Raw genomic sequence first — 25,382 nt, 5'->3', positions numbered from 1 at the left:
TATCGGTATCGTCCGTTATAATTCTAGCCCACCGTCGCGTTCAGCCGCGCGTGAAGCGCCCGAGGTCCGCGTCGCCCGGTGCGTCGCTCGCGCGCTCGTACGGGCGGTTGACGACGATGTCGCCCGCGGTTCCGCTCCCGACGCCGGGGATCGCGGTGAGCTCGTCCATCGACGCGTCGTTCACGTCGAGCGGGTAGGGGACGCCGGTGACGGAGCGGTAGCCGTGGTCGGTGATGGCGACGTCGGTGACGGTCCCGAGTTCGCGCTCGCCGGGGACGGCGACGAGGAGCGCGTACGTGCCCAGGGAGCGCCCGAACGTCTTCCCGTCCTGGTGGTACTCGAAGTGGACGTCCTCCAACACGGTGCCGGGCGGACAGACCCGCTCGAGCATCGGCTGGTCGACCTCCTCGCGGACCGCGCTCTTGTACTGCTTGAAGCGCTTCTTGTTCTGCTTCGCGACGTCCGCGCCCGTCTCCGCCATCTCCGTCCCCTCGAACGCCATCACCTGCCGGATGTTGATGCGCCGGAGCATCAGCCCCTCCTCGTAGACGCGCTCGAGGAAGCGCCGGTTGTGCTCGTAGGTCTCCGGGCGCTCGCCCTTCAGGCCGTGCAGGAGGTTGATTCCGGGGAGGAGCTTCGGGAGGCGCTCGACGTCGTCGCCCGTCGAGGGGCCGACTCTCTCCGACTCGCCGGGCCGCCAGCCGCCCTCCTCGTTCACGATGCGGACGGCCTCGAGACACTCGTCGGCGTCCACGAGGAGGTGGTTCTCCTCCTGCACGACGGGGTCGGCGGACTCGAGGCCGAACGCCGCCGTGTCACCGGGCGTGTTGTGCTCGGCGATGACGCGGATGGCTTCCCTCGATTTCTCCGGGTAGTCCACGATGGTCACCGGGTTCATGTTGTCGAGGTGGAGCGTCCCGAGGTCCGGGACGACCGAGCGAATGCCCCCGTAGAGCTCGCGGAGGGCCTCGGGATTCGGCGCCTCGCCATCCCCGCCGTAGGCGAGGATGTCGGCCTGCCGGCCGATGCGGAAGTCGTTCACGCCGGCGTCCGCGAGCGCCGCGACCTCGGAGACGACGGAGTCGGGCGTCCGGAAGTCCGGGTCGCCGTACATCGGCTCCGTGCAGAACGAACACCGGTACGCGCATCCGCGCGAGGTCTCGAGCTCCGCGATGAGGTACTCCGGATGGTTCGGGTGCTGCTCGACGACGAACGCGCCCGCCTCCGCCCACCGGTCGAGTTCGTCGTTGTCGCGATAGCGGTCCTCGAACCCCTCGAGGCCGCTCGCGACGAGGTCGTGGGCGGCCGCCTCGACGTCCGCCATCGCGAGGAAGTCGAAGTCGAGGTCGTCGCGCGCCATGTCCTGCGCGCCCGCGTTCTCCTCGCCGACGCCGAACCGGATGGGCCCGCCCATCAGCGACGTGCCGTTCGCCGTCCACGCGAGCTCGCGCACCTCGTCGGGTTCGGCCGGCGTCCCGCCCACGTACTTCCCGGGGACGGTCATGCCGCCGAGGTAGATCATGAGGTCCGCCTCCTCGACGTCCAGCCACCGCGAGCGCTCGTCGCGGAGCGCGTCGATGGTGTGGTAGGTGATCTGCGAGGCGGGGACGCCCGCCTCACGGAGCGCGCCCGCCGTGTAGCGCGGATACGTGGAGATGTAGGGCGGCACGCCGAAGTGTGCCGGTTCGTCGACGTAGCCGTCCACGATGGTCACGTCGAGTCCCGCAGGATCGGTCATACGGGCGAGAACGGGTTCGACGCGTAAAAGCGCGGCTCTACCGACTCGGACGGGTGTCCGGTGGGTCGGACGCCACGCCGGACACACCACTCGCCCACCGGCCGTCCGACCCCGTCCCGACGCGGCCGCGGCCGAGACCACCGTAGCCCGCGTGTTTATTGAGCGGGCACCCGAACGCCCGGGTATGCCCGCCACGATGGAGGTCAAGTGCACGGAGGACGCGTGCGAGCTGGACATGGCCGAACTCCACTTCACCTACGACATGCCCGACGACGTCAGCGCGGCGGACTTCCAGTGCCCGTACTGCGGGGGGACGGACTGCTTGGAGGAGATCGAGCTGTGAGCGACCCCCGGACGTACGGTGCGGCCGCGACGCGCGCCGTCCTGAAGCGCGTCGGCCGCGCCGCGAGTCGCCTCCAAGAACGCACCCCGCTCGCCGTCGACGTCCTCGAGAGCGATTCGGAGTACCTCGTCGTCTTCGACGCGCCCGGCGCCGAGGAGCGCGACGTCGACGTCGAGGTGAACGACGCGGCGGTGCGCGTCAGCCTCGACCGCTTCCGGGAGTACCGCGAGGGCTTCGAGACGGTGGTCCCCGGGCGCGCGCTCTCGCTCGACGGGCGCGCGGAGCTCCCACGGGACGCCATCGTCGACCCCGAGGCCGCGAGGGCGCGGCTGAACGACGACGGCACCCTCTACGTCTTCGTCCCGAAAGCCGAGCCGGTCGACATCCAGACCGACGAGTAGCGCGCGCCGAGTCAGACTTCGTCATTTCTCACGCCCGACGGCGTTCGCTCGTTCGGTCACGCCCTCCGGTTGTGACCGGTGTCCCGCGTCGGGTCGAAGGCCGCGATGCCCTCCCGCTCGCCGAGCACCTGCAACGCGAGGCGCTCGCCGAGCGCGGGCGCGCGCATGAAGCCGTGGCCCGCCCACCCCGCGCCGACGTAGAGGCCCTCGGCGAGTTCGCCGAGCAGCGGGTCGTTGTCCGGCGTGCCCGCACAGACGCCAGCCCACGAGCGCGCGAGCGGCACGTCCGCGTTCACGAGGCGCTCGCCGAGCCGGCGGCGCATCGACGCGTGGAACGCGTCGTCCGCGTCCTCGTCGTAGTCGTCCGGGTCGACGCCCTCCGTGACGCCGTCGCCCGCGAGCACGCCCTCGGGGTGCGGGCGGGCGTAGTACTCCTCGTCCGCGTCGTAGAAGATGGGGACGCTCGGCCCGCCGGTGACGAGCGCCTGCACGCGATACGGCTCCAGCGGGACGCGAACGCCGGCGTCGGCGAGCACCCGATTCGTCCACGCGCCCGCCGTCACGACGACGGCGTCGTAGCGCTCGCCGTTCACTCGCGGCGGGTCGAGCGCCACGGTTGCGGGCGTCTCCGGGCGGAGGTCCGCGCCCGCCTCCCGCGCCTTCGCGACGAGGAGGTCGACGTAGCCGCGCGGGTCCGCGACGCCCGCCGTCCGCGCGAGCGCCCCGACCTCGATGTCCTCGGTGCGCAGGACGGGGAACTCGCGTCTGATCTCCGCGGCCGTGAGCAGGGTGACGTCGCGGTCGTGGTGTTGCATGCGCTCGGCCTGCTCGCGAATCGCCGCCGCGCTCGCCCCGGCCTGCGTCGTGAACCAGAGGTAGGGCGCGCTCGTGAAGCGGAAGTCGCGCTCGCCGGAGAACGCACGGAAGCGCTCGATTGCCCGCGCCGCGACGCGGACGTCGACGTCCTCGGCGTACGCGTCGTAGACGATGCCGGCCGCGCGCTCCGTGCTCCCCGCGCCGAACGCGCCACGGTCGAACACCGTGACGTCCGCCTCGCGCGCCGCGAGATCGTACGCCGCAGTGAGACCGACCGCGCCGCCGCCGACGACGGCGACGCGCAGCGCGTCCGTCACCGCGACCACCGCGCCGTCGCTCGACACTGGTCGTGCATACCGCCACCTCCTCGGGGCAGCCACTTCAAGGCGCGTGGGCGCTCCCGGAGCGAGGGAAGCAGGCGTCTCGGGCGCTCACGCTACCACTTTCACTTTCACCGCGCACGGATGAGCTATTAGACGATACGACACGTCGGGTCGCGTATGAGCGCCGACGGAATCGACGTCGCCGGGAGGGAGCGAACCGAGCACGAACCGACGCGCATCGACGTGAGCGACGTCTCCTTCGAGTGGGTGCGGTCGTTCGTCCGCGAGCGCGACGCCCACTTCGAACGGACGACGGAGACCACCTACCTCGTCCTCGACTAGCGGAAGTCCTCGGGACCGCGCGCCGGATAGCCGACGACGGTGTCCGCACCCGCCGCCTTCAGCTCCGCGACGCGCTCGCCGACCGCCTCCGCGTCGCCGACGAGGGCGTAATCGCGGACCGCCGCCGAGAGCACCTCGCGCGCCCGTCCGGACGCCGACCCGTCCGTCGCCGCGCCCTCCGGGAGCGCGCGCGCCACGGGGCCGCGCCGCGCCGCGTACCCCCCGACCGCGTCGAGCACCGCGTCCTCGTCCTCGGTGAGCACGACGGGCGCGTAGAGCGAGACGTGCCCGTCGAAGCCCGCCGCGCGCAGCGCGCGCAGGTCGTGTTCGGTCGAGCGCGAGAGCAACTCGAACTGGCCGGCGCCCGTCGCGAGCGCCACCCGCTCGACGCCCTCCGTCCCCACCCACGCGTCCGGGTGGTCCTCGACCGCCGCACCGAGTCGCGGCGCGACGCGTTTCGCGCGCTCGTCCTCGTCGAGGTAGGCGCTGTGGCCGGCGACGAACACGCGACCCGCCTCCTCGGGGAGGTCTCTCGCGAGCGCGTCGTCGCCGAGCGGGTCGAAGCCCGACGCGCGCACCGGCACCGTCACTCGGAGGTCGCGCTCGCTCGCGATCCGCCGGAGGACGTCCGTCTCCGGGAGGTGCTCGCGGCCCTCGTAGTCCACGACCACCGTCTCGAACGGGAGGGACGCCGCCTCCGCGATGTCGCACTCCATCGGCTTCAGCGCCACCGCGTCGATGCCGGTCTCGCGGACGCGCGCCTCGGCGGTCAGCATCGCGATACCCCCCGGTCGGCGACTCGTGTCACGTGCACGTGAGAACTCTCAGAACGCTTCCGGAACTCGACCACTCGTCTCTGCGACCATGCTTGGTCGTGTTACCCGAGCGCGCGGCAAAAGCGTAGCGGTCACGGCTCAGCGTCCGGGTCCACGACGTAGTCCGGGCGCTCCGGCGGCGTCCAGTCCGCCGCGAGTTCGAGGAACTGCGCGAGGATGCGCCCCGTCGCCCCCCAGACCGTGTAGCCGGCGACGCGGAAGAAGTGGACGTCGAGCTCGCCGAACTCCGGGTGCTCGCGGCGCTCCAGCTCGTAGTTCGCCGGGTCCGTGAGGGCCGCGACCGAGAGCACCGCGATCTCCGCGACCTCGCGCTCGTCCGGGTCGTACGCGCGGTCCGGGACGCGCGCCACCACCGGCGTGATGGAATAGCGCGAGACCGTGTGGATGTCGTCGAGTCGCCCGACGACGCGCGCCTCCTCCGAGCGGAGGCCGATCTCCTCCTCGGCCTCGCGGAGCGCCGTCGCCGTCAGGTCCCGGTCGCTCGGCTCGCGCCCGCCGCCGGGGAAGCTCATCTGCCCCGGATGCTCGCCGAGGTGGGAGGCCCGCTTCGTGAAGAGCAGCGCCGGCCCGTCCGCGCGCTCGACCACGGGCACGAGCACGGCGGCGTCGCGCTCCGCGTCCGTCACCGCGACGGGGTCGTGGGCGGCGATGCGACCGAGGTCCATACCCGAAGGCAGAGGCCACGCGCCCTTAATTGGCTCGCGTGTCGCGGCCGAGCGCGACCCGAACACGGGGACTCACGCGCCGCCGTCTCTGTCGTCGCCCCCGTCGTCGCCATCGCCACCGTCGTCGAGCATCGCGCGCGTCCGCGAGAAGTCCCCGCCCGTGAGCAACTCCGCGTCGTACGTCACGTCGAGGAGGCGTGCCGCCCGCTCGTCGTCCGCGTCGTCGTCGAGGGCCGCGACCTCGGCGGCGAGGCGCGCGCGGACGGCGCGCTCCACCGCCGCGTCCGGGACGTCGCGGCGCGGCACGTCGAGGATGTGGGGCAGGTCGGTCCCGCCGTCGGGCACCACGGGGAACGCGCGCGGGCCCGGGGCGACGAGCGGCGGGTCGGCGTCCACGCCGGCGTCGGCGAGCGCGTCCCGCACCGACTCACCGAGCACCACCAGCACGTACGCCTCGCGGGCCGACTCGACGGCCGCGTCGTGGGCCTCGCGCTCGAAGTCGACGCCGCGTCGGAACGCGAGCTCCTCGACGGCCGCCGCCAGTTCATCGCGCGTGAGCGCGCCGAAGAGGTCGCAGACGCCCGCGAGTTCGTCCGGGTCGAGGTCCATGCGTCACGTATCGCCGCCGGGGGCTTTCAGCGTACCGCGTCCAAGTCGGCCGCCGCGGCCTCCCGGACGTCCGCCGGCGCGAGCGGCGCGTCCGCCCACGCGGGCAGGCGCGTGTCCGGCCCGGGCGGCGAGACGGCCTCGCGATACGTCTCGACCTGCTCGTGTTCGGCCGCCGGCTCGTGCGTGAAGTCGTTGAACGCCGCGTCAGCCGCGTAGCCGCGCTCGAAGCGCCGCGCCGCCTCGACGTATCGCTCGGCGAGCGTGTCGTACGCCGGGTCGACGCCCGCCGCCTCCACCGCACGCAGGAGCGCGTCGCCGACCCCCTCGCTCATGTCGCCGAGACCAGTCGGCCCCGACACCGCGCGGTGGTCGTGCTCGTAGAAACCGAGGTCGACCTGCGCCGACCCCGAGAAACCGGCGAGGCGATAGGCCTCCCCGAGCGTGCCGACCTCGAGCCCCCAGCGCCGCTGGACGCGCAACGACCGCGCGACGTCGGCCGTCATCGCGCACTCGCCGGCGAGCGCGTAGCGGAACGCCCCGAGGTAGTCGAGCACGTCGTGGTCGTTCGCGTCCGCGAGCGCGTCCACGAGCGGCTCGTAGAACAGCCGGAAGAGCCGACCGTAGAGCCGGCCGGACTCGACGCGCGCGTAGTAGCCCTTCACGAACTCGAAGTCGTTCGAGAGGGGGGCGAGGAGCTTCGGCACGTCGCGCTCGCTGTAGCTCGCGGCGTCCGCGTCGTGGAGCGCGACGTACTCCGAGCGCGCCGCGAGCCCGAGCGCCAGCCAGACGTCACGGCCCTTCCCCGATTCGCCCGCGAGCCCCGCGTCGTCGAGGAGCGCGGAGAGGCGCGGCCCCGTACACCAGAGCACGTCGAGCGAGAGGTCGAACCCCTCCAGCCACTCGCAGAACGCCGGCACGCGCTCGGCGGGCGCGCGAAGCGCCACGAGCACGCGCTCCGGGTCGACGTCCTCGAGCGTCGAGAGCACGCCCTCGGCGGCGAGCCCCGCGTACTCGCGCTCCGTCATCGGGACGACCACCGTCGCCCGGTCCACCGGCGCGTCCGGATGGGCGTCCCCGTAGTCGTGGAGCGTCGCCACCCGCTCCTGCGTGTAGTCCATACGCGTCGATGGGACGGGGTCGGCAAAAACGGGGCGACTCCGGCGGACGACTCGGCGGCGGGGACGGTGACGGTCCCGAGAGCCGCCCGAGCGCGCGCTACCGCTCGGACTCGCGGTAGGCCGCGACGGCGTCCGCGTACCCCTCGCGGAACGTCGGATACGCGAACTCGTAGCCGAGCGAGCGCAGGAGGCGGTTCGAGCAGCGCTTGCTCGTCGTGAGGCGTCGACGCGCCGCCTCCGAGAGGTCGTCCGCGTCGAGGCGCTCCGCGCGCGTCACCGTCTCCGGCGCCTCGACCCCGCAGGCGTCCGCGAGCCACTCCGCGAGCGTGGTCCGGGACACCGGCTCGTCGTCCACCGCGAGCAGGACGGGTTCGTCCGTCTCCGTCAGCGCGAAGCGGACGACGCCCGCCGCGTCGTCGCGGTGCAGCATGTTCAGGTAGCCCTCGACGACCGTCCCCGAGAGGTAGCGCTCCAACCGGTATCTGTCGGGCCCGTAGAGGCCGGCGAAGCGGACGACGCGCCCGGCCATCCCGTGCACGGCCGCCCGCTCGCGCGCGACGCGCTCGGCCTCGACGAGCACCTCCGTCTTCGCCGTCGTCGGCTCGAGGTCGGTCTCCTCGTCCACCCAGTCGCCGCCGTGGTCGCCGTAGACGCCCGTGCTCGACGTGTAGACGAACTGCTCCGGCGGGCTGTCGCGCTCGCCGAACGCGTCGATAGCGGTGCGCAAGCCCTCGACGTAGACGCGGCGCGCGGCCGCCGCGTCGCGCCCGCCCGAGGACGCCGCGAAGACCACCGCGTCGACGTCCGGGACCCTCGTCAGGTCGTCCGCGTCCGTCACGTCAGCGCGGACGGCCTCGAAGCCCGCGTCCTCGATGGCGGCGGCGCCCGACTCGGAGCGCCGGACGCCGACGGGGTCGTGGCCCGCCTCGCGGAGCTGGCGGCCGAGTTCGATACCGACGTAGCCACAGCCCAAGATTGCGACGCGCATCTACCAGGGGTTCTCCGACGCCAGATACTGCGTGACGCGCGCGTACTCCGAGAGCGACATCGCGCGTCGCCCCTCGACCTTCTGCTGGAGTTCCTTCGCGTCGAGCTCTGTCTCGATGCCGCGCCGGAGCGAGTCGACGTCCACGACCGCCGAGCTCATCTGGAGCATCAGGTGGTCGCGGACCTCGAGGAGGTAGTCCTCGGCCGACGGGTAGTCCGGCGAGCAGGCGAGCAGCGCCGTCGCCTCCTCGAGCGTCACGTCGTCGGCGTCCCCCGCGACGATGGCCTCGACGCGCTCTGCGGGGAGGTCGGTTTCGCCCGCGACGGCGTCCACGCCGCGCTCCTCGGTGACAGCCGTCAGCGCCGCAAGATACCGCGTGCGGAGCTCCGTGGGCGACGTCGCCTCCGGGTCCGCGATTTCCTCGGTGAGCATACGCGGAACTAGCGGGTCGAGCTAAAAGGGGCTTCCCCATCGGGGCGCGTGCTACCAGCCGGCAGACCGCTCGTCCGCGTCGCCCACGTCGCCGACGCCGCGCGGGCCCGGCGGGACGACGACCACGACGCCCGTCCGGTACGCGAAGTCGAGTCGCGCGTTCCGGCCGAGCGTCTCGGGCGCGCCGTCGCCGTCCACGTCGACGGCGACCGGCGCGTCCTCGCGGACGTACCGCAGTGAGCCGTCGCCGACGCCCGGGCGCCCGAGCGCCGCTTCCACCTCGAAGCGCTCGTAGCCGCCGTGCGCGGCGACGTCCCACGCGTTCACCGTGACGTACCACTGACCGGGGAGCGGGAGCAGCGGCATCCCCGCCGGGAGCAGTCGGAGCGCGGAACGCTCGACGGCGCGCTCGCCCGCGCTCCGGGTGGCGTCCGCGACGGCCCGGTGCGCCGAGTCGCGAACCGAGGACTCGACGGACGCCCGCGCCGACGAGACGGTCGACTCGCCGACGGAGAGCGTACCCGAAGCCTCCAGGTCGCGGAGCGCGACGCGGAGGCGCGCGGCGAGGACGCCGGAACGGCCCCCGCCGCGCTCGCTCGCGGCGGCCGCGACCGACTCGGCGACCGAGCCGTTCGCGACGGCGAGCCCGCGAGCCGCTACCGTCCCGTACTGCCCGAACCCCGCGTCGAGGGCCTGCTCGCGCTCGTTCGCGGAGAGCGCGGTGTGAGTGTCGAGCGCGGTATCGAGCGCGTCGCGTGCGCTCTCGACGGACGCGGAGACGCCGCGACGGAGGCCGGCGTCCGCCACGGGCGCTTCGTCGGCCGCCCGGAGCGTCCCGGCAGCGGTCGCGAGCGCCACCCGCTCGCGGCGGTCCCCGAAGACGATGTCGAGCACGGCGTCCGCGAGGTCATCGGAGGGTATCGTCGCGAGGTTCGTGTTCCGCGCGCCGAGCGGATAGTGCGCCGACTCGACCGCCGCGTCGGTCGGCGTGACGCGTGCGAGCGAGAGGTACGCGGGCTCACTCGACACGCGCATCGCGACCGGCGGGGCGGCCGGCCCGGTGACGGGCGGCGGCGTCGTCGGGACGCCGCGCTCGGCGAGCGCGTCACCGATCCGGGACTGGGCCCGCGACAGCGTGGAGCGCCGGTCCTCGACGAGCGCGCGCACGCGGTCGGCGTACGACGCGCGGACGGCGACGGCCGCCCGCTCGCGCAGCGTCGTCGCGCCCGCCGTGTCGGTGTCGACCGTCGCGTCCACGGCCGTCGTGAGCGACGCGAGCGGCTCCCCGTCGAGGAACGCGCGCCGGTCGACGTGGCTCGTGACGGTCCGGAGCGTCGCGTGCGTCTCCGCGAGCGCGTCGAGCGCCGCCGCGCGCCGCGCGCCCGAAACCGTCGGCTCGACCGTGAACGAGTCGTCGAGTGCGCCGTCGAGGGCGCGCTCGCCGACCGAGTCGGGAAGGGCGCTCCGGACGGCGCGACGGACGGCCGCGGACGCGAGCCACCCCGAGTCGTCGCCGACGTCCGGGAGGGTCGCGTCCGTGTGGAGGCGGACAGCGACGCTGACGGCGACCTCGCGGGTCCGGTTGTCGCGCGAGACGGTGCGGTGGAGCGTCGCGTGGTGACGGTAGCCGGCGGGCGTCGGGGGCGCGGCGACGCTCCCGTTCGCGTCGCCGACGCGCGTCGCGAGGCGGACGTCGACGGCGTACGCCCGCGAGAGCGCGGCGTCGAACCCGCCCCCGTCGACGGACGCGACGAACGCGTCGTCAGCGACCGGTGCGAGCGGCACCGGTTGGGGGTTCGCCGCGCCGGGGTCGAGGGCGGCGGTCGCGCCCGCGGACGACGCGTTCGCCGCGGTCACGTTCGCGTTCGCCGCCGCGACGCCGACGCCGGCGAGCGCGTCACGGCCGGCGGTGACGACGGCCGCGCGCCGAGTCGCGGAACGCGCGTCCGGGTCCGCCGCGCCGAACGCCGCCCGCTGGAGGGCGACGACGCCGCGGTTCGTCACGAGCGCGACGTGGCGGTTCGCGACGACGTTGTCGACCGGCGCGCCGCCGTACTGGGCGAGGCCGCGCGCCTCCGCGAGAACCGTGAGGGAGGCGGTGGCGCGGCGCGCGAGCCCGGACCCCTCGAAGACGCCGGTGTTCAGGCGCTCCTCGAACGTCGCGACGCGCCCGTGGACGGCGAGCACGGGCGTGGGCGCGGTGACGACGAGCGGGCGGGCGACGCGCTCTATGATGGCGCCGTTCCGCGTCGCGGTGACGGTCACGTCCCGGACGTGAACGCGGAGCGCGCTCCCGTTTTCGACGCCGGCGAGCGTGACGCGCTCGACGGCGGCGCGAGCGTCGGCCGGCGTCTCGACCGGCGGGAGCGACGCGACGGCGCGGACGCCCTCGACGGTGACGGGACTCGCCGCGAGCGCGTCCCGAACACCGACGTAGATGCGGAGGCGGAGCGCGTCGCGGAACGGCTGGCTCGCGTTCAGGGCGCGCCCGTAGGACGTGTTCGCGACCGCGACGACGGGGGCGCGCGCGGCGTCGACGCTCGCGGTGAGGGCGGCGCGCTCGGCGGCGACGCCGGCGGCGCTCCACGACGCGTCGATAGCGGGGCCGGCGTCGTAGCCCGTCTGCGCCGGCTTCGCGGCGATGCCGGTGGCGAGCGTCGCGCTCGTGACGAGGAGGAGCGCGCCGATGACGGCGAACGGGATGCGAGCGCGCTGGTCGGGGAACGGGTCGACTCTCACGGCGACCACGTCCTGACGGTGAGGTGGACGGGTGCGTCCCCGCAGGCGTCGTCAGCGGTCGGAACGGAGAGCGTGACCGCGTCGACGCCGACGCCACGGGGCGGGGTCGGGCCGGCCGTGATGTCGACCGCGCGGCAGGGGTCCTCGGGCCGCCACGTCGCGGTGAGCGCGGCGGTCCGCGTGGTGTCCGCGAGGTAGCGCGTCGCGGCGGTCGAGACGGCGTCGGCGTAGCCGGGCGCGCGGTCGCGGCCGTCGGCGACGGCGGCGTCGACGAGGAGCGCGGCGAGCGTGCCGTGGACGGTTCGGTTCGCGACGGTGACGGACGCCGTGCTGTCGAGGACGGCGCGCGCCGTCGCGCTCGGGTCCGTCGCGTCGGGCGTGCTCTCGTCGGGGACGACGGTCGTGAGCGCAACGACGCCGGCGCCGACGAGGACGACGCAGACGGCGACGTCGAGGACGGTGCTGAGGCCGCGGTCGTCGATCATCGCCACACCGCCACGGAGAGCCGGCCGGGGCGGACGGTCGCGTTCGAGACGCGGACGGGGAGCGCCGTCGCGGCGGTGTCGACGCGCGCGGCGGGACGTGGCGGGCCGACCGCCCACGTCCGGGTCGCGGTGCGAAGCGTCGCGTTCACCGAAGACGGGCCGGGAACCCCGCGAACGGCCGCCGCGAGCGCGTCGGGGTCGGCGGGGCCGGGACCGAGGTGGCCGTCGACGTGCGCGAGCGCGGCGTCGGCGTGCGCGGGCGAGGCGGCGTCGAGCGGGACCTGGGCGTACGCGACGCCGTAGACGCCGAGCGCGGCGGTGAGTGCGAGGACGGCCGCGAGCGCGGCGGTCGGCTCGACCTGTGCCCTACCCGAGGAGCGTGACATCGACACCTCCGTTGACGACGTGGCGAACGGTCAGCGGCCCGTCTGCGGGTCGCCAGCCGGCAGCGGTCGCGTTCGCGCCGGCGTCGGCGACGGCGGCCCGGAACGCCGCGGGCGAGGGATAGACGGCGAGCGGCGGGTCGCCGTGGAGGACGCGCCGGAGCGCGGGCGTGCTCGCCGGCGTGACCTCCGGGAGCGGCGCGTGCGCGGCGCCGGCGTCGTTTCGGAGGCCGAGGGCGGTCGGCCTGACGCGGACGGCGGACGCGTCGACGGGAATAGTGCGTGCGGCGGCGTGCTCGCCGGCGGCGACCACGCTAACGGCGTTCGCGACTGCGGTCGCGTCGGGCGGCGGCGTGCCGGGAATCGCGAGGACGGCGCCGAGCGCGACGGCACCGACGGCCGTCAGAGCGATCCAGACGGGGAGCGTGTCGCCGAACGTGTCGGTCATGGGGCCCGAGTGGGGCGGTCATCGCGTATAAACTAGAGGAGGAGTGCGGCGGCCGCGGCGGCGCACGCGTAGCACGCGCCGGCGGTGGCGAGCGCGGTGCCGACGCGAACGGCGAGTTGGGCGCGCCGGACGCCGCCGTCGAGGCAGACGCCGAGCGCGGTGAGGACGACGGCCGACCACGCGACGTAGACGCCGACGGCGAGGCCGAGCGAGGCGACGGGGAGGACGCTCCCGGTCGCGTCTCCGAGCGAGCCGACGTGGCCGGCGAGCGTGACGGTGACGCCGGCGACGACGGGCGCGAACAGCCCGCCGGTCCGGACGAGCGTGTCCGCGAGGTCCGCGAGGTCGGCGCGGGCGTCGTTTTCGAGGCGCTGGACGGCGTCGAGGCCGTCCGCGACTTCCGCGAGGACGCGCCCGCCCGCTCGGCCGCCGGACGCGGCGTCGAGGAGGAGGCCGAGCGTCCCGGAGACGCGCGTGCCGTGCTCGGGGCCGACGACGCCGTGGCGGCCGAAGAAGGCGTCTTCGAGCGGCCGGCCGAGCGCGCGGCGGGTGCGGTCGGCGGCGGCGAACAGCTCGCCGGTCGGTCCGGGGATGGTCGTACCGGCGGCGGCGACGGCGGTCTCTGGCGGGTCGCCGCCGGCGAGGCGGCGGCCGACGACGGCGACGGCGTCCGGCAGCCCCTCCGAGACGGCGCTCGCGTGGTCGTCGAGGTCCACGGCCGGCCGGGCGGCGACGGCGAGCGCGACGCCGACGCCGCAGCAGGGGGCGGTGACGGGGAGCGCCCACGCGACGTCGAGGACGAGGGTTCCGACGGCGGCGAGGAGGGCGGCGCCGAGGCCGAGTCCGGCGGCGCGGCGTCGGTCGACGCCGACGGCGGCGTCGGCGCGGCCGGCGGGGAAGACGGCGGGGCGGTGCGCGAGCACCCACGCGGCGGCGCTGAGGAGCGCGAGCGGTAGGAAGACGTCGTAGACGAGCGCGACGGCACCGAGCGGGAGCGCGACCCCGGCGGCGGGGGCGACGGGAACGAGGCCGACGAGCGCGAGCGGCAGGACGACGCCGAAGGCGTAGACGGCGTTCACAGGGCCGCGGACGGCGCGGACTCCTTCGCGGACGTGGCGCTCGGTGGCGTCGCGGGCGGCGGCGAGCGCGCGGTCGAGGACGCGCCCGCGGTCGGCTGCGGGCGTCTCGACGGCGGCGTGGACGAGCGCGACGGCGCGCCGGAGTCCCGGGTCCGAGAGGTCGGCGGTGACGGCGTCGAGCGCCGTCTCGGGCGTGCCGGCGGTGGCTCGGATCCGACGGGCGAGCGCGTCCGCGAGCGGGCCGTCGCCGGTTCGGGCGGCGAACGCGGCGGCGGCCTCTGCGGAGGGGTCGAGGCGGACGCGGAGCGCGAGGCGCGCGACGAACGCGGGGCCGGCGCCGACGACGCGGCTCTCGTGGAGGGCGAGCGCGAGGTCGGGGACGCGGAGGACGGCGTAGCCGGCGGCGACGGCGTACGTCACGGCGACGACGCCGACGAGCGGCGCAACGGCGAGGGCGGGGAAGGCGAGGAGGGCGAGGAGGCCGCAGGCGGCGGCGAGCCGGGCGAGGCCCTCGGGAGCCGTCCGCCAGCCGAGCTCGTCGAGCGTCGCGGCGAGGCCCTCGGGGGCGGGAACGGGCCAGTCGGGGAGCCGGGCGACGACGCGACCGAGCGCGTCGTCGATGGCGGGGAACGGGCGGGTCACGAGACCACCGCACTCGCGAACGCGCCCTCGCGCGCCGCGAGCGCGTCGCGGACGTCCGCTTCCGTCTCGCCGGGTCGGGCGAGCGAGTCGAGCAGCTGGCTCGGGCCATCGACGAGCCGGCGGGTCGGGACGAGCCGCGTGCCGTCGAGGGCGTAGAGCGCGTGGAACGCCTCCCCGGTATACTCCTCGATGCTGACGACGCGGTGGACGCCGTCCACGAGACCGGCGGTGACGACGAGGTCGGTCGCGGCGAACGCCGAGGGCTCGACGCCGAGGTCGGAGACGACCCGCTCGCGGACGGCGTCGCCGTTCTCGCCGTGGATGGTTCCGAGGACGGCGCTGACGTGCGCGCCGATTCGCATCGCCTCGTAGAGCGTCCCGGCTTCGGTGCCACGGACTTCGCCGACGACGAGCGCGCCCTCGCCGAGGCGGAGCGCGGTGCGCAGGGCGTCGTCGGGCGTGAGGCCGTCGCCGTCGAGGTCGGTCGTGAGACCCTGGACGTCGCGGCCGTCGCGCTGGAGTGCGGTGATGGGGAGTTCGGGGGTGTCCTCGACGACGACGGTGCGGACGTCGCGCGGGAGTTCGCGGAGGAGCGCGGCGAGGAGGGTGGTCTTCCCGGCGCCACGGGCGCCGGCGACGAGGCCGGCGGCGCCTCGCTCGACGGCGAGCGAGCAGAGCGCGGCCGCCTCGGCGGGGAGCGACCCGGCGGCGACGAGGCGGGTGAGCGTCCACGCGTCGTCGCCGTGTGCGCGAAACGCGAAGCCGGGACCGTCGCTGGCGGGGCCGGTGACGCCGGCGACGCGGACGCGCCGGCCCGCGACGTCCTCGGCGACGGCGTCGAGCGTCGGGTCGGCGCTGGAGAACGCGCGGCCGCTCCCGGCGCGGAAGCGCGAGGCGAGCGCGGCGGCGCCCTCGGCGGTGAGCCGAACGTTCGTCCGATGGCGCTCGCCCGCGCAACGGACGTAGAGCGGCGTCGCGTCGGCGGGCGCGGGCGCGAAGACGTCGGTGACGCGCTCGTCGGCGAAGAGGTCGTCGAGGACGCCGTAGCCCTGCGTGTGTTTGCGGAGGACGCGCGCGAGCGGCTGGACGCGCGCCGGGTCGTCGCAGACGGCGGCGACGGCGCGGTCGGGACGCGGTTCGTCGCCGGCGACGAGTCGGTCGGTGGCGGCGTCGATGACGCCGTAGTCGGCGTCGGTGAGCCGCGCCTCGGGCGGGTCGAGGTGATAGACGGGGAGCGCGCTCGGCCGGTCGTAGCGGCGCACGGTCGTCTCGGGGGCGACGTCGCTCACGTCCCGGAGCGCGGCATCACGGGGCGGGGACGGGGCGACGCGCGCGAGCGCGACGGCCGGCCCGACGTAGGCGGCGTAGGGGTCGTCGACGGCGGCGGCGTCGGCGAGGCCGCTCTCGTCGAGGAGGGAGGCGAGGGGGCCGACGCGGCCGGCGGCTTCGCGGGCGGCGGCGAGCGGGTCGCGGCGGGCGTGCGCGGCGAGCCCGGGGTCGGTGGCGGCGACCCGTGCGGCGAACGACCCGGCGGCGGCGAGGAGCGCGGCGGTCCGGTCGGCGTAGCGGCGTTCGAGGCCGGTGGATTCGACGCGAACGGTGTCGGCGGGTCGGCCGTCGAGCGCGGTGACGGCGGCCTCGCGGCAGTCGGGTGCCTCGGCGAGCGACCCACGTCCGGGGCAGTCGCTCGCGTCGACGCGGAGGGCGCCGTCGGCGTACGTCGGCGCGCAGGTACACGCCGGCGTGTCGGAGCGGGCGGTCGTGGGGAGGAGGTCGCGGAGCGTCATGCGTCGCCGTGGGCGCGCCCTCACGTATAAACTCGCGCGCCGCGTCGCGCGGTGACGAGGACGGTTGGACGGCCGTCGGAGCGGACGTAGCGGAGGTCGAGCGTCGCGCGGTCCGTGACGGCGAGGCCGGTGTCGTCGGGGGCGACGGTACCGTTCGCGACGACGCGGACGTCGACGGGCAGGGGAGTGGTGCGCGTGCGAGTGCCGGCGCGGACGACGAGAACGTCGGTCGTCGCGGCGTCACCGTACCCGGTACCGACGAGGAGCGACGCGCGCGCCGTCGTCGCGTCGGCGGGCGGGAGGGAGACGGTGACGGTGCGGGTCGCGGCGGGCGCGCCGGGCGGTGCGGGCGTGCTCGCGGCGAGCGCGACGGCGGCGTCCCGGACGTCGTCGGCGGCGGTCTGGCCGGCGCGTGCGGCGTTGCTCTCGCGCGCGTCCTCGACGGCAGGGGCGGCGGCGACGGTGAGCGCGGCGGCGAGCACGACGGCGAGCGCGACGCGGAGCGGCGTCACTTCCCGAGGAGGCGCGCGAGGAAGCCGTCGTCACTGCTATCGGCATTCTGCGCCGGTTCCGGCGCGGGGTCCGGGCCGGGGAGGTCGGGAATCGGGTGGGCGGCGGGCTGCCGCTCGGCGGCGGCGAGCGCGGCGTTCGCGCGGCGCTCGACCGACTCGTTGACCGCCTCAATGTCGCCGACGCACCCCTGGAGGGCCTGCGTCGCCGCGTCGAGGTCGTCGAGGCGGCGTTCGACGGTGTCGAGGCGGTCGGCGAGCGCGGCGATGTCGTCGGCCGGGGTGTCGCCGCCGGGGTCGGCACCGTGCGCGACGCGTTCGACGGCGCGAAGACGCGCGTCCAGCGACGCGATGTCGGGTGCGCGGGCGTCGCGTCGGGTCTCGCGGTGGGCGGTTTCGGGGCGGGGTGTCTCGGTCGGCATGCGCCGGGGTGGCCCCGCTACCCTACAAGAAGGTTAGCCCCGGACGAGGCTACCGCCGTCGAACTCGGTGGCGTCGAAGTCGATCTCCATGAGGTCGAGCATCGTCGGCGTCAGGTCGAAGAGGTTGGCCTCGTCGATGGAGACGCGGGGCTCGTCGGTGACGAGCGTCGCGTTCTCGAAGGAGTGCATGCCGTTACGCGGGCCCTTCTCGAATATCTCCTCGGACCCACGGAAGCCGGCCTTCAGGTCGAAGCCGTGGTTCGGGATGGCGACGAGGTCGGGCGCGATTTCGTCGTGCGCGCCCGCGAAGGCGTCCTCCTTCTCGACGACGCGCTCGACGACCGGTTGGCCGTCCGGGCCCTCGAGGGATTCGATGGCCGCCTTGAGTTCGTCGCGGACCTCGTGGTAGTCCTCCTGGGGGACGCTTCCGTCCGGTTCGCGGCCTTCGAGGTTGAGGTAGAAGCGCCCGGGGACGAAGGCGTACGCGCGGGTGTCGTGGTCGATGTCGCCGAGGCTGTCGTGCTCGTCGGACTCGAAGGAGAGCCATCCCTCGTCTTCGAGCCACTGGTTGAGGTGGACCTCGTAGTCGAGCGTGGTGAAGCCGTGGTCGGAGGCGATGACGAACGTGACGTCGTCGGGCGCGGCGTCGCGGAGTTTCCCGATGTAGTCGTCGACCTGCCGGTAGAAGTCGAGGAACTCCTCCTTGTGCTCGCCGTCGCGCTGGTAGTCCTCGAAGAGGAAGTGGTTCACGCGGTCGGTGGTCATGAAGACGCCGAAGAAGAGGTCCCAGTCGTCCCCCGTGAGGTAGTGGTCGAAGGCCTCGTAGCGTTTCTCGAGGGTGCGGTGGGCGTCGTCGATGAACTCCGATTTGTCCTCCTTGTGGCCGAGCTTGGCGTTAACGTCGATGCGGTAGCCCTGCTCGTCGAGGTAGTCGGCGACGTCGCTCGGGTTGGAGGCCTTCTTCACGCCGGGGGAGAGGAACCCGGAGACCATCCGGTCGACGTTGCGCTGGGGCGGGAACGTGACGGGGACGTTGAAGACGGACGCGGAGCGGTCGGCGTCGGTGACGCGGTCCCAGATCCGGGTCGCCTGCACGTCGCGGCCCATCGGGACGTAGGTGTCGTAGGTTCCGGTCTCGCGGTCCTGGAAGCCGTAGACGCCGGTCTTCCCGGGGTTGACCCCGGTGGTGAGGGAGGGCCAGCAGGCGCTCGATTCGGGCGGCACGATGCTCTCGATGGCGCCGCCGGCACCGTTCTCGGCGATCTCGGTGAGGTTCTCGAACACCTCGGGGTTGTCCGCGACGAGCGAGTACGGCACGCCGTCGATACCGATGAAGGCGACCCGTGGCCCGTCGTCACCACGGAGTCGGTCGAAGAGTCCCATACGATTCCTTTCACCGAGCGCCATAAGAACCTTCGTTCGTGACGACGTTTCGCCTCTGCCTACGACTCGCGCCACACCGAGGCGCAGACCGCGCCGTCGCGTGTCGCGCCGGCCTGGGTGGCGTTACGCGTCGTCGCGCTCCCCGTCCTCGTCGGCGTCGGGGTCGAAGTTCTCGGGGACGACGGTGAGGTGGTCGAGGCCCGCCGTGGCGTGCTCCGTGGACATACGCGTTCGTAGGGCGGATACGGCCAAAAGATTACCCATACGCATAACGAATCGGTCGCGACGGCGCGATTCCTGCCGGTAATCGGGACGAGAGAAACGTGAGAGCGTGGCCGTCCGGTTCGATGCGTGTTCTCCGAGGGCCGCCGGCCGCGTTACCCGAAGTGCTCCTCGTAGAGGTCCTGCGCGTGCTCGATGGCGTCCTTGGCGGCCTGGGCGTCCTCCCAGTCGCCGACGGAGACCTCCTTGCCCTCTTCGAGGTTCTTGTACGTCTCGAAGAACTCCGCGATCTCGGCCTTCTTCTGGTCGGTGAGGTCCTCGACGTCCTCGATGTGGTCGTAGCGCGGGTCCTCCTCGGGGACGGCGATGACCTTGTCGTCCTGCTCGCCGTCGTCGTCCATCTTCATGAGGGCGACCGGACGAGCCTCGATGACGCACTCGGGGAACGTCTGGTCCTTCACGAGGACGAGGACGTCGAAGGGGTCCTCGTCGTCGTAGTAGGTCTGCGGCATGAAGCCGTAGTCCGAAGGGTAGTGGACGTTGCTGTGGAGGACGCGGTCGAGCACCGTGCCCGGGATGTCCTTGTCGTACTCGTACTTGTTGCGTTCGCCCTTCAGGCACTCGACGACCGCGTAGACGGTGTCGGGCGCGTCGGGCCCGGTTTCGAGGTCTTCCCAGAGATTGACCATGGCGGTTCTGACTGTGTTGGACGCCGTAAAGGGCCTTTCGGGTTACAGAGGCGTAATAAAACTTCCCGTTCGCTTGAGAAGCGTTTAAATACTCTGCATGTCATTAAATTAGGTATGTCAGAGGCACAACCCACGGTGCGCACCGTCGCCCGTGATCTGACAGCGTTCCAGAAGAACATCCTCGTAGTCCTCGCGGAAGAACCGCGATACGGGCTCGCCGTCAAGCGCGAGCTCGAGGACTACTACGACGAGGAGGTCAACCACGGGCGGCTCTACCCGAACCTCGACGACCTCGTCAACAAGGGGCTCGTCGAGAAGAGCGAACTCGACAAGCGCACCAACCAGTACGCGCTCACCGAGGACGGCCTCGAGGCCGTCCTCGACGACCTCTCGTGGGCGCTCGGGAAGTTCATCGTGAACGACGAGCGCGCCGCGACGATCCGCGACGTCGTCGCCGAGAACGAGTAACACGCCACGCGTGGACGGCGCCGGGGCCGTCGTCTACGTCGGCAGTTCTTTTCCGGCCGCTTCGAACGCGTAGCGAAGCGACTCCGTGAGGGCGTCGCGCTGGTCCGCGCTCGGCCACGCGTTCCGCACGAAGTAGTCCTCGCGGAACTCTGCGAGTTCCTCGGCAGTGAGTTCCTCGACGGCTTTCGCGTAGTGGTTGCTCGCGAACGCCGCGAGCGCCGTCGCCGTCTCGCCGTGGACGCTCCCGTGGGCCTCGTGGACGCGCCGGGCGATTTCGCGGTTGTGCTCGGCGACGTCGTCCCAGTACTCGGGGTCGCCGGGGCCGCCGAGCGGTCGCTCGACGGCGTCCGTGGGGTCGACCGCGTCCATGCGTATCGTCCCGGAGTCGTCGAGCCACGCCTCGGGGTAGCAGACGAGCGTGACGTGCCCGTCGTCCTCCCGCTCGCGCGCGACGTAGCCGTGTTCGCCGAGGAGGGCGGCGCGCTCCTCGCGGTAGACGCTCGCTTCGTCCTCGTCGCTCGCGCGGCGCGCGAGCCGAGTGAGCCGTTCGGCCTCCGCGACCGTGTCGTCCGGGAGGTCAGGCATCGTCGAGTGCGTCGTTGGCGAGTTCGTCCGCGCGCTCGTTCACCTCGCGCGGGACGTGCGTTATCGACCAGTTGTCGAACTCGGACAGGAGCTCGCGGGCGCGAACGCGGCGCTCGCGGAGGTCGGGGTCGTTCGTGTCCCACTCGCCGGTCACCTGCTTGGCGACGAGTTGGGAGTCGCCGCGCAGTTCGATTTCGTCGAAGCCGAAGTCGACGGCGGCTTCGAGGACGGCGAGGAGGGCCTCGTACTCCGCGCGGTTGTTCGTCATCGTCCCGATGGTCGCGCCGCCCTCGGCGACGATGCCGTCCCCGGGCGAGACGAGCACCCAGCCGACGGCGGCCGGCCCCGGGTTCCCGCGCGACGCGCCGTCGAAGTAGCCGTGGACGCGCCCGCCATGCTCCTCGATGACGGCGAGGGCGTCCATCGGGCTCGCGCCCTGCACGACCACCTGGTCGTCGTAGGCGACGACGGTGGCGTCGCCGACCGTGGCGCGCCAGCGCTCGTGCTCGGTGTTCCCCTCGGTGACGTCCGCACCCGCCGCGTCGAGGCGCTCGCGGGCGACGTCGGGGTCGCAGTCGATGACCGGCATTCGGTGTATCGTGGGACGGCGGCGAGTAAATGGGTTGTCGTTCCATGCGGCAACCGAACGAACGTGAGGGCGCCGCACCCGGAGCGAGCGCCGCACGGAGAGCGAGCGTCGCGCTCGCGGCGGTCCGAAGGGGTTTTGCTCGCCCGGAGTGATACCCCGAGGCATGAACTCCCCGTGGGCCGACTGGGATCACGTTCTCAAGGTCGACCCGGACAAGGACCTCGTGGACGGCGAGACGTTCGACGACGTCTGCGAGACCGGGACGGACGCCATCGAGATCGGCGGGACGCTCGACGTGACGAGCGACAAGATGCGGCGCGTCATCGACGCCTGCCGGACGCACGACGTCCCGCTCTATCAGGAGCCCTCGAACCCGGCGGTCGTCGTGGACGACGACGCCCTCGACGGCTATCTCGTCCCGGTGGTGTTGAACGCGGGCGACGTGGCGTGGGTGACGGGCGCGCACAAGGAGTGGGTCCGCATCGACACCATCGACTGGTCGCGCACGACGACGGAGGCCTACATCGTGTTGAACGAGGAGGCGTCGGTCGCGGAGTTGACGGACGCGGACTGCGAGCAGACGGCGGACGACGTCGCGGCATATGCGAAAGTCGCCGAGCGGATGCTCGGACAGGAGGTCGTCTACGTCGAGTACTCGGGGACGCTGGGCGACCCGGAGAAGGTCGCGGCCGCCCACGACGCCCTGGAGGAGGCGACGCTGTTCTACGGCGGCGGCGTCCACGACTACGACGACGCCTACCTGATGGGCCAGCGCTCGGACGTCGTCGTCGTCGGCGACCTCCTGCACGACGATGGCGTGGACGCGGTCCGCGAGACCGTGGAGGGCGCACGCGACGGCAAAGCGGAGCAGTAGCCCGTCGGGCGCCGAGCGGTGCGGGTGCGCGACGGCCTCGCACACGCGCGGCGAAAGGCCGCAATTTAAGCGCGGGACGCCGGTAGTGGCGCGCATGGAGAACCGAACGTACACGGCCGACGCCGAGCCGGGCGACCACGTGACGGTCGCGGGCTGGGTGCACGAGGTCCGTGACCTCGGCGGCATCGCTTTCCTCATCCTCCGGGACACCTCCGGGAAGATCCAGGTGAAGTTCGAGAAGGACGAGATGGACGAGGAGCTCGTGGAGACGGGCCTCGGCGTCCACCGCGAGTCCGTCATCGCGGTGACGGGCGACGTCGAGGAGGAGGACCGCGCGCCCACGGGCGTCGAGATGCTCCCCGAGTCGGTGGACGTCCTGAACGAGGCGGACGCGGAGCTCCCGCTCGACCCCTCCGGGAAGGTCGACGCCGACCTCTCGACGCGCCTCGACAACCGCACGCTTGACCTCCGCAAGGAGGAGGTGCAGGCGGTCTTCGAGATCCGCGCGGAGATCCTGCGCGCGGTTCGGGACTACTTCCGCAGCATCGGGAGCACGGAGATCAACACGCCGAAGATCGTCGCCACGGGGACCGAGGGCGGCACGGAGCTCTTCCCGATCACGTACTTCGGCGAGGAGGCGTTCATGAACCAGAGCCCGCAGCTCTTCAAGCAGCTGATGGTCGGGAGCGGGCTGGAGCGCGTCTTCGAGGTCGGGCCCATCTTCCGCGCGGAGGAGCACAACACGCCCCGCCACCTGAACGAGGCGACGATGATCGACTTCGAGTCCGCGTTCATCGACCACGAGGAGGCGATGGACGTCTGTGAGGGCACCCTGAAGGCGGCCTACGAGGCCGTCGAGGAGAACTGCGCGGCGGAGCTCGAACTCCTCGGCTACGACGACTTCGCGTCGCCGGACGGCGACTTCCCGCGCCTCACCTACGAGGAGGCCATCGAGCGCATCAACGCGACGGGCGAGCTCGACGAGCAGCTCGTCTGGGGCGACGACCTCTCGACGGAGGCCGAGCGCGCGCTCGGTGACGACGTCGGCGGGCACTACTTCATCACGGACTGGCCCTCCGAGATCAAGCCCTTCTACATCCAGGACTACGAGGACGATCCGGAGCTCTCGAAGGGCTTCGACCTGATGCATCCGCGCATGGAGCTCGTCTCCGGCGGACAGCGCGAGCACCGCTACGACGCGCTCGTCGAGGGCTTCGAGCAGCAGGGCCTCGACCCCGAGCAGTTCGACTACTACACGAAGATGTTCAAGTACGGGATGCCGCCCCACGCGGGGTGGGCGTACGGCGTCGAGCGCCTCGTGATGACGATGCTCGACCTCGACAACATCCGGGAAGCGGTCCTCTTCCCGCGAGACCGACAGCGCCTGTCGCCGTAAGGCGACGGCGCTGTTCGGCGAGTGGGAGCAAGGAGTGAAGCGAAGCGGAACGACTGAGTTCCCGCGAGACCGACAGCGTCTGAGACCGTAAGGGGAAGACCTGTCGGCCCAGGAAGACGCGCCAGCGTCGTCCGTGATCGGCAACGGCTCTCGCCGTAAGGTGAGAACGTCGACGAGCCAGTAGGGACACGCCGCGCGTCGCGCGGTGTCGCCGTGCCGTTTCGGCGTCCGCACGGCGCGTGGGTACGGCCGACTGCTTCTCGAATCGTTTAACCGCGACGGTGCGGAAGGGTGGCGCAATGAGTGACGAGGCGACGGCGTTCGTCCCCGGGCACGTGACGGGGTTCTTCTCCGTACACCGCGCGGCGACGCCCGCGAAGGCGGGGTCGCGGGGCGGGGGGCTGACGCTGACGGACGGCGTGGACGTCCGCGTCGAGCGGGCGGACGAGCGACGGGTGACGCTGAACGGACGGGAGACGTCCGTGCCGGCGGTCGAGTACGTCCTCGATGCGCTGGACGTCACGGCGGCGGTCGCGGCGGAGACGGCGCTCCCGGTCGGCGCGGGGTTCGGCGTCTCCGGCGGGATGGCGCTCGGGACGGCGCTCGCGGCGAACGAGGTGTTCGGCGCGGCGCGCACGGAGAACGACCTCGTGCGGGTCGCACACGAGGGCGAGGTGGAGGCCGGGACGGGGCTGGGCGACGTCGTCGCGCAGGCGCGCGGCGGCGTACCGCTTCGTCTCGACCCGGGCGCGCCGCCGCACGGCGAGCTCGACGGGGTGCCGGCGGCCGCGCGCGTCGAGTACGTCTCGCTGGGCGAGCTCTCGACGGCGGACGTGCTCGCGGGATCGACGGCGCGCCTCTCGACGGCGGGCATACAGGCCCTCGAGGAGGTCCGCGAGGAGCCGACGCTCGCGACGTTCGTCGAGCGCTCGCGCTGGTTCGCGGAGCAGGCGGGCTTGCTGACGGACGAGGTGTCGGGCATCGTCGACGACGTGGTGGAGGCGGGCGGCGAGGCGTCGATGGCGATGCTCGGCCACACGGTGTTCGCGCTCGGGCACGGCCTGACGGACGCGGGCTACGACGCGGCGGCGACGCGCGTCCACCCGGGCGGCGCGGGGTTGACTGCGGCGGACGGAGCGAACGGCGCGGGCGAGCGCGACGAGTAGGCCGACTGCGGGCGTGGAGACGCGGCGTTTTTGGCGCGAGCGCGTCGAGTGAGGGTATGAGCGACGAGGTCGAGGTCCCGGAGGACCACCCGCGGTATCAGTCACTGCTGACGCGCCACCGCATCGAGGCGGGCGTGGAGAAGGGGATCACGAGCCAGCAGGGGTTGATCGCGGAGGGTCGCGGCGAGGCCTTCGATTACCTGCTGGGCGAGGAGACGATTCCGAGCGCGGACGAGGCCGAGCGGGTCGCGGCGGCCTATTTCCTGCTCGCGGAGCACCCGGTCATTAGCGTGAACGGGAACGTCGCGGCGCTCGTGCCCGAGGCGGTCGTCGACCTCGCCGAGGCGACGGGCGCGGACGTCGAGGTGAACCTCTTCGGGCGGACGGAGGAACGGGTGCGGGCGATTGCCGAGCACTTGCGCGAGCACGGCGCGGAGGACGTGAAGGGGCTGACGGCGGACGCGCGCATTCCCGGCCTGTCGCACGAGCGCGCGAAGGTCGATTCCGACGGCATCTACGACGCGGACGTGGTGCTCGTGCCGCTGGAGGACGGCGACCGCGCGGAGGCGCTCGGGGAGATGGGGAAGACGGAGGTCGTGATCGACCTGAACCCCCTCTCGCGGAGCGCACAGACGGCGACGGTGCCGATCATTGACAACGTCGTGCGCGCGGTTCCGAACGTCGCGGCGCACGCCCGCGACCTCCGGGGGGCGTCCCGGGAGGAACTGGAGGAAATAGTGGCGGGGTTCGACCGTGAGGCGACCTTAGCGGCCGCTGAACGCCGCCTTCGCGGAGGAGCGCTCGACCGCGACGGGGAGGCAGGACGCGACGGAGCGGAGTGAGGAGCGGGCGAGACGGTGTGTGCGATGGACGAGCACGCTGATTGCGAGACACCGTCGCACACC

At 73.1% G+C, this 25,382-nt stretch carries 28 protein-coding genes; 8 read left to right on the top strand and 20 right to left on the bottom strand.

Annotated elements, in window-relative coordinates:
* Positions 1-40: 40 nt before the first annotated feature.
* Positions 41-1,738 (bottom strand): radical SAM protein, encoded by a 1,698-nt coding sequence (locus EFA46_RS06005; RefSeq protein ID WP_123074170.1) that lies wholly within the window; start codon positions 1,736-1,738, stop codon positions 41-43.
* 184 nt (positions 1,739-1,922) lie between these two features.
* Between EFA46_RS06005 and EFA46_RS06000 the strand changes: the two genes are divergently transcribed.
* Together EFA46_RS06000 and EFA46_RS05995 are read left to right on the top strand one after the other, a co-directional pair.
* On the top strand, positions 1,923-2,081 hold the full coding sequence (locus tag EFA46_RS06000; RefSeq protein ID WP_176969842.1) for a hypothetical protein: 159 nt from the start codon (positions 1,923-1,925) through the stop codon (positions 2,079-2,081).
* A complete protein-coding gene (locus EFA46_RS05995) occupies positions 2,078-2,482 on the top strand; it encodes an Hsp20/alpha crystallin family protein (protein WP_123074171.1) in 405 nt (134 codons plus the stop codon). Before EFA46_RS06000 ends, EFA46_RS05995 begins: the two co-directional genes overlap by 4 nt.
* Before the next feature lie 56 nt (positions 2,483-2,538).
* Here the strand turns inward: EFA46_RS05995 and EFA46_RS05990 are convergent, their stop codons facing one another.
* The gene (locus EFA46_RS05990; RefSeq protein WP_255494023.1) at positions 2,539-3,642 is read right to left on the bottom strand and encodes an FAD-binding oxidoreductase; all 1,104 of its coding nucleotides are present in this window, start codon (positions 3,640-3,642) and stop codon (positions 2,539-2,541) included.
* A gap of 156 nt (positions 3,643-3,798) precedes the next feature.
* On the opposite strand from EFA46_RS05990, the gene EFA46_RS05985 reads away from it, so the two are divergent.
* Positions 3,799-3,963 carry a hypothetical protein gene (locus tag EFA46_RS05985; RefSeq protein ID WP_158604236.1) on the top strand — a complete coding sequence of 55 codons (165 nt, stop codon included), beginning with the start codon at positions 3,799-3,801 and terminating at the stop codon, positions 3,961-3,963.
* Here the strand turns inward: EFA46_RS05985 and EFA46_RS05980 are convergent.
* The 16 genes from EFA46_RS05980 to EFA46_RS05905 form a co-directional block, all read right to left on the bottom strand.
* Entirely contained in the window at positions 3,960-4,739 is a 780-nt protein-coding gene (locus EFA46_RS05980; protein ID WP_123074172.1) for a luciferase, read from the bottom strand. The two genes, EFA46_RS05985 and EFA46_RS05980, sit on opposite strands and share 4 nt — an antisense overlap.
* Positions 4,740-4,870: 131 nt before the next feature.
* Positions 4,871-5,464 (bottom strand): CoA pyrophosphatase, encoded by a 594-nt coding sequence (locus EFA46_RS05975; RefSeq protein WP_123074173.1) that lies wholly within the window; start codon positions 5,462-5,464, stop codon positions 4,871-4,873.
* A 72-nt stretch (positions 5,465-5,536) separates the two neighbouring features.
* On the bottom strand, positions 5,537-6,073 hold the full coding sequence (locus EFA46_RS05970) for a hypothetical protein (RefSeq protein WP_255494022.1): 537 nt from the start codon (positions 6,071-6,073) through the stop codon (positions 5,537-5,539).
* 26 nt (positions 6,074-6,099) lie between these two features.
* On the bottom strand, positions 6,100-7,191 hold the full coding sequence (locus EFA46_RS05965) for a glycosyl transferase family 2 (protein ID WP_123074174.1): 1,092 nt from the start codon (positions 7,189-7,191) through the stop codon (positions 6,100-6,102).
* A gap of 97 nt (positions 7,192-7,288) precedes the next feature.
* Complete coding sequence (locus EFA46_RS05960) at positions 7,289-8,179, bottom strand: SDR family oxidoreductase (protein WP_123074175.1); 891 nt, start codon at positions 8,177-8,179, stop codon at positions 7,289-7,291.
* Entirely contained in the window at positions 8,180-8,611 is a 432-nt protein-coding gene (locus EFA46_RS05955) for a DUF5791 family protein (RefSeq protein WP_123074176.1), read from the bottom strand.
* A gap of 51 nt (positions 8,612-8,662) precedes the next feature.
* Entirely contained in the window at positions 8,663-11,350 is a 2,688-nt protein-coding gene (locus EFA46_RS05950; protein ID WP_148040639.1) for a hypothetical protein, read from the bottom strand.
* Complete coding sequence (locus tag EFA46_RS05945) at positions 11,347-11,835, bottom strand: hypothetical protein (protein WP_123074178.1); 489 nt, start codon at positions 11,833-11,835, stop codon at positions 11,347-11,349. The genes EFA46_RS05950 and EFA46_RS05945 overlap by 4 nt, the downstream gene beginning before the upstream one ends.
* On the bottom strand, positions 11,832-12,221 hold the full coding sequence (locus tag EFA46_RS05940; RefSeq protein ID WP_123074179.1) for a hypothetical protein: 390 nt from the start codon (positions 12,219-12,221) through the stop codon (positions 11,832-11,834). The genes EFA46_RS05945 and EFA46_RS05940 overlap by 4 nt, the downstream gene beginning before the upstream one ends.
* A complete protein-coding gene (locus tag EFA46_RS05935) occupies positions 12,202-12,666 on the bottom strand; it encodes a hypothetical protein (RefSeq protein ID WP_123074180.1) in 465 nt (154 codons plus the stop codon). Before EFA46_RS05935 ends, EFA46_RS05940 begins: the two co-directional genes overlap by 20 nt.
* A gap of 32 nt (positions 12,667-12,698) precedes the next feature.
* Positions 12,699-14,387: a pilus assembly protein gene (locus EFA46_RS05930; RefSeq protein ID WP_123074181.1), complete on the bottom strand. Its 1,689-nt coding sequence runs from the start codon at positions 14,385-14,387 to the stop codon at positions 12,699-12,701.
* Complete coding sequence (locus EFA46_RS05925; protein ID WP_123074182.1) at positions 14,384-16,174, bottom strand: ATPase, T2SS/T4P/T4SS family; 1,791 nt, start codon at positions 16,172-16,174, stop codon at positions 14,384-14,386. The genes EFA46_RS05930 and EFA46_RS05925 overlap by 4 nt, the downstream gene beginning before the upstream one ends.
* Before the next feature lie 20 nt (positions 16,175-16,194).
* Positions 16,195-16,686: a hypothetical protein gene (locus EFA46_RS05920; protein WP_123074183.1), complete on the bottom strand. Its 492-nt coding sequence runs from the start codon at positions 16,684-16,686 to the stop codon at positions 16,195-16,197.
* Positions 16,683-17,105 (bottom strand): hypothetical protein, encoded by a 423-nt coding sequence (locus tag EFA46_RS05915; protein WP_123074184.1) that lies wholly within the window; start codon positions 17,103-17,105, stop codon positions 16,683-16,685. Before EFA46_RS05915 ends, EFA46_RS05920 begins: the two co-directional genes overlap by 4 nt.
* A gap of 33 nt (positions 17,106-17,138) precedes the next feature.
* The gene (locus EFA46_RS05910; RefSeq protein WP_123074185.1) at positions 17,139-18,488 is read right to left on the bottom strand and encodes an alkaline phosphatase family protein; all 1,350 of its coding nucleotides are present in this window, start codon (positions 18,486-18,488) and stop codon (positions 17,139-17,141) included.
* A gap of 377 nt (positions 18,489-18,865) precedes the next feature.
* On the bottom strand, positions 18,866-19,399 hold the full coding sequence (locus EFA46_RS05905; RefSeq protein ID WP_123074186.1) for an inorganic diphosphatase: 534 nt from the start codon (positions 19,397-19,399) through the stop codon (positions 18,866-18,868).
* Positions 19,400-19,513: 114 nt separating this feature from the next.
* Between EFA46_RS05905 and EFA46_RS05900 the strand changes: the two genes are divergently transcribed.
* A complete protein-coding gene (locus tag EFA46_RS05900) occupies positions 19,514-19,867 on the top strand; it encodes a PadR family transcriptional regulator (protein WP_123074187.1) in 354 nt (117 codons plus the stop codon).
* 33 nt (positions 19,868-19,900) lie between these two features.
* On the opposite strand, the gene EFA46_RS05895 is transcribed toward EFA46_RS05900, so the two are convergent.
* Together EFA46_RS05895 and rnhA are read right to left on the bottom strand one after the other, a co-directional pair.
* The gene (locus EFA46_RS05895) at positions 19,901-20,452 is read right to left on the bottom strand and encodes a rnhA operon protein (RefSeq protein WP_123074188.1); all 552 of its coding nucleotides are present in this window, start codon (positions 20,450-20,452) and stop codon (positions 19,901-19,903) included.
* Entirely contained in the window at positions 20,445-21,041 is a 597-nt protein-coding gene (gene rnhA / locus EFA46_RS05890) for a ribonuclease HI (protein ID WP_123074189.1), read from the bottom strand. Before rnhA ends, EFA46_RS05895 begins: the two co-directional genes overlap by 8 nt.
* Before the next feature lie 163 nt (positions 21,042-21,204).
* Here rnhA and EFA46_RS05885 point away from each other — a divergent pair, with 163 nt between their 5' ends.
* The 4 genes from EFA46_RS05885 to EFA46_RS05870 all read left to right on the top strand — a co-directional run bounded on the left by EFA46_RS05885 (position 21,205) and on the right by EFA46_RS05870 (position 25,319).
* Positions 21,205-21,915: a phosphoglycerol geranylgeranyltransferase gene (locus EFA46_RS05885; RefSeq protein WP_123074190.1), complete on the top strand. Its 711-nt coding sequence runs from the start codon at positions 21,205-21,207 to the stop codon at positions 21,913-21,915.
* Positions 21,916-22,009: 94 nt separating this feature from the next.
* Complete coding sequence (gene aspS / locus EFA46_RS05880) at positions 22,010-23,311, top strand: aspartate--tRNA(Asn) ligase (RefSeq protein ID WP_123074191.1); 1,302 nt, start codon at positions 22,010-22,012, stop codon at positions 23,309-23,311.
* A gap of 299 nt (positions 23,312-23,610) precedes the next feature.
* Positions 23,611-24,477, top strand: coding sequence for a pantoate kinase (locus EFA46_RS05875; protein ID WP_123074192.1), 867 nt, complete (start codon positions 23,611-23,613; stop codon positions 24,475-24,477).
* 56 nt (positions 24,478-24,533) lie between these two features.
* On the top strand, positions 24,534-25,319 hold the full coding sequence (locus tag EFA46_RS05870; RefSeq protein ID WP_123074193.1) for a 4-phosphopantoate--beta-alanine ligase: 786 nt from the start codon (positions 24,534-24,536) through the stop codon (positions 25,317-25,319).
* The last annotated feature ends 63 nt before the right edge of the window (positions 25,320-25,382 follow it).

This window comes from Halarchaeum sp. CBA1220 (assembly GCF_003721175.2).
Classification (GTDB): domain Archaea; phylum Halobacteriota; class Halobacteria; order Halobacteriales; family Halobacteriaceae; genus Halarchaeum; species Halarchaeum grantii.
The sequence above is the reverse complement of the archived record's forward strand: the minus strand, read 5'-3'. Positions and strand labels throughout refer to the sequence as shown.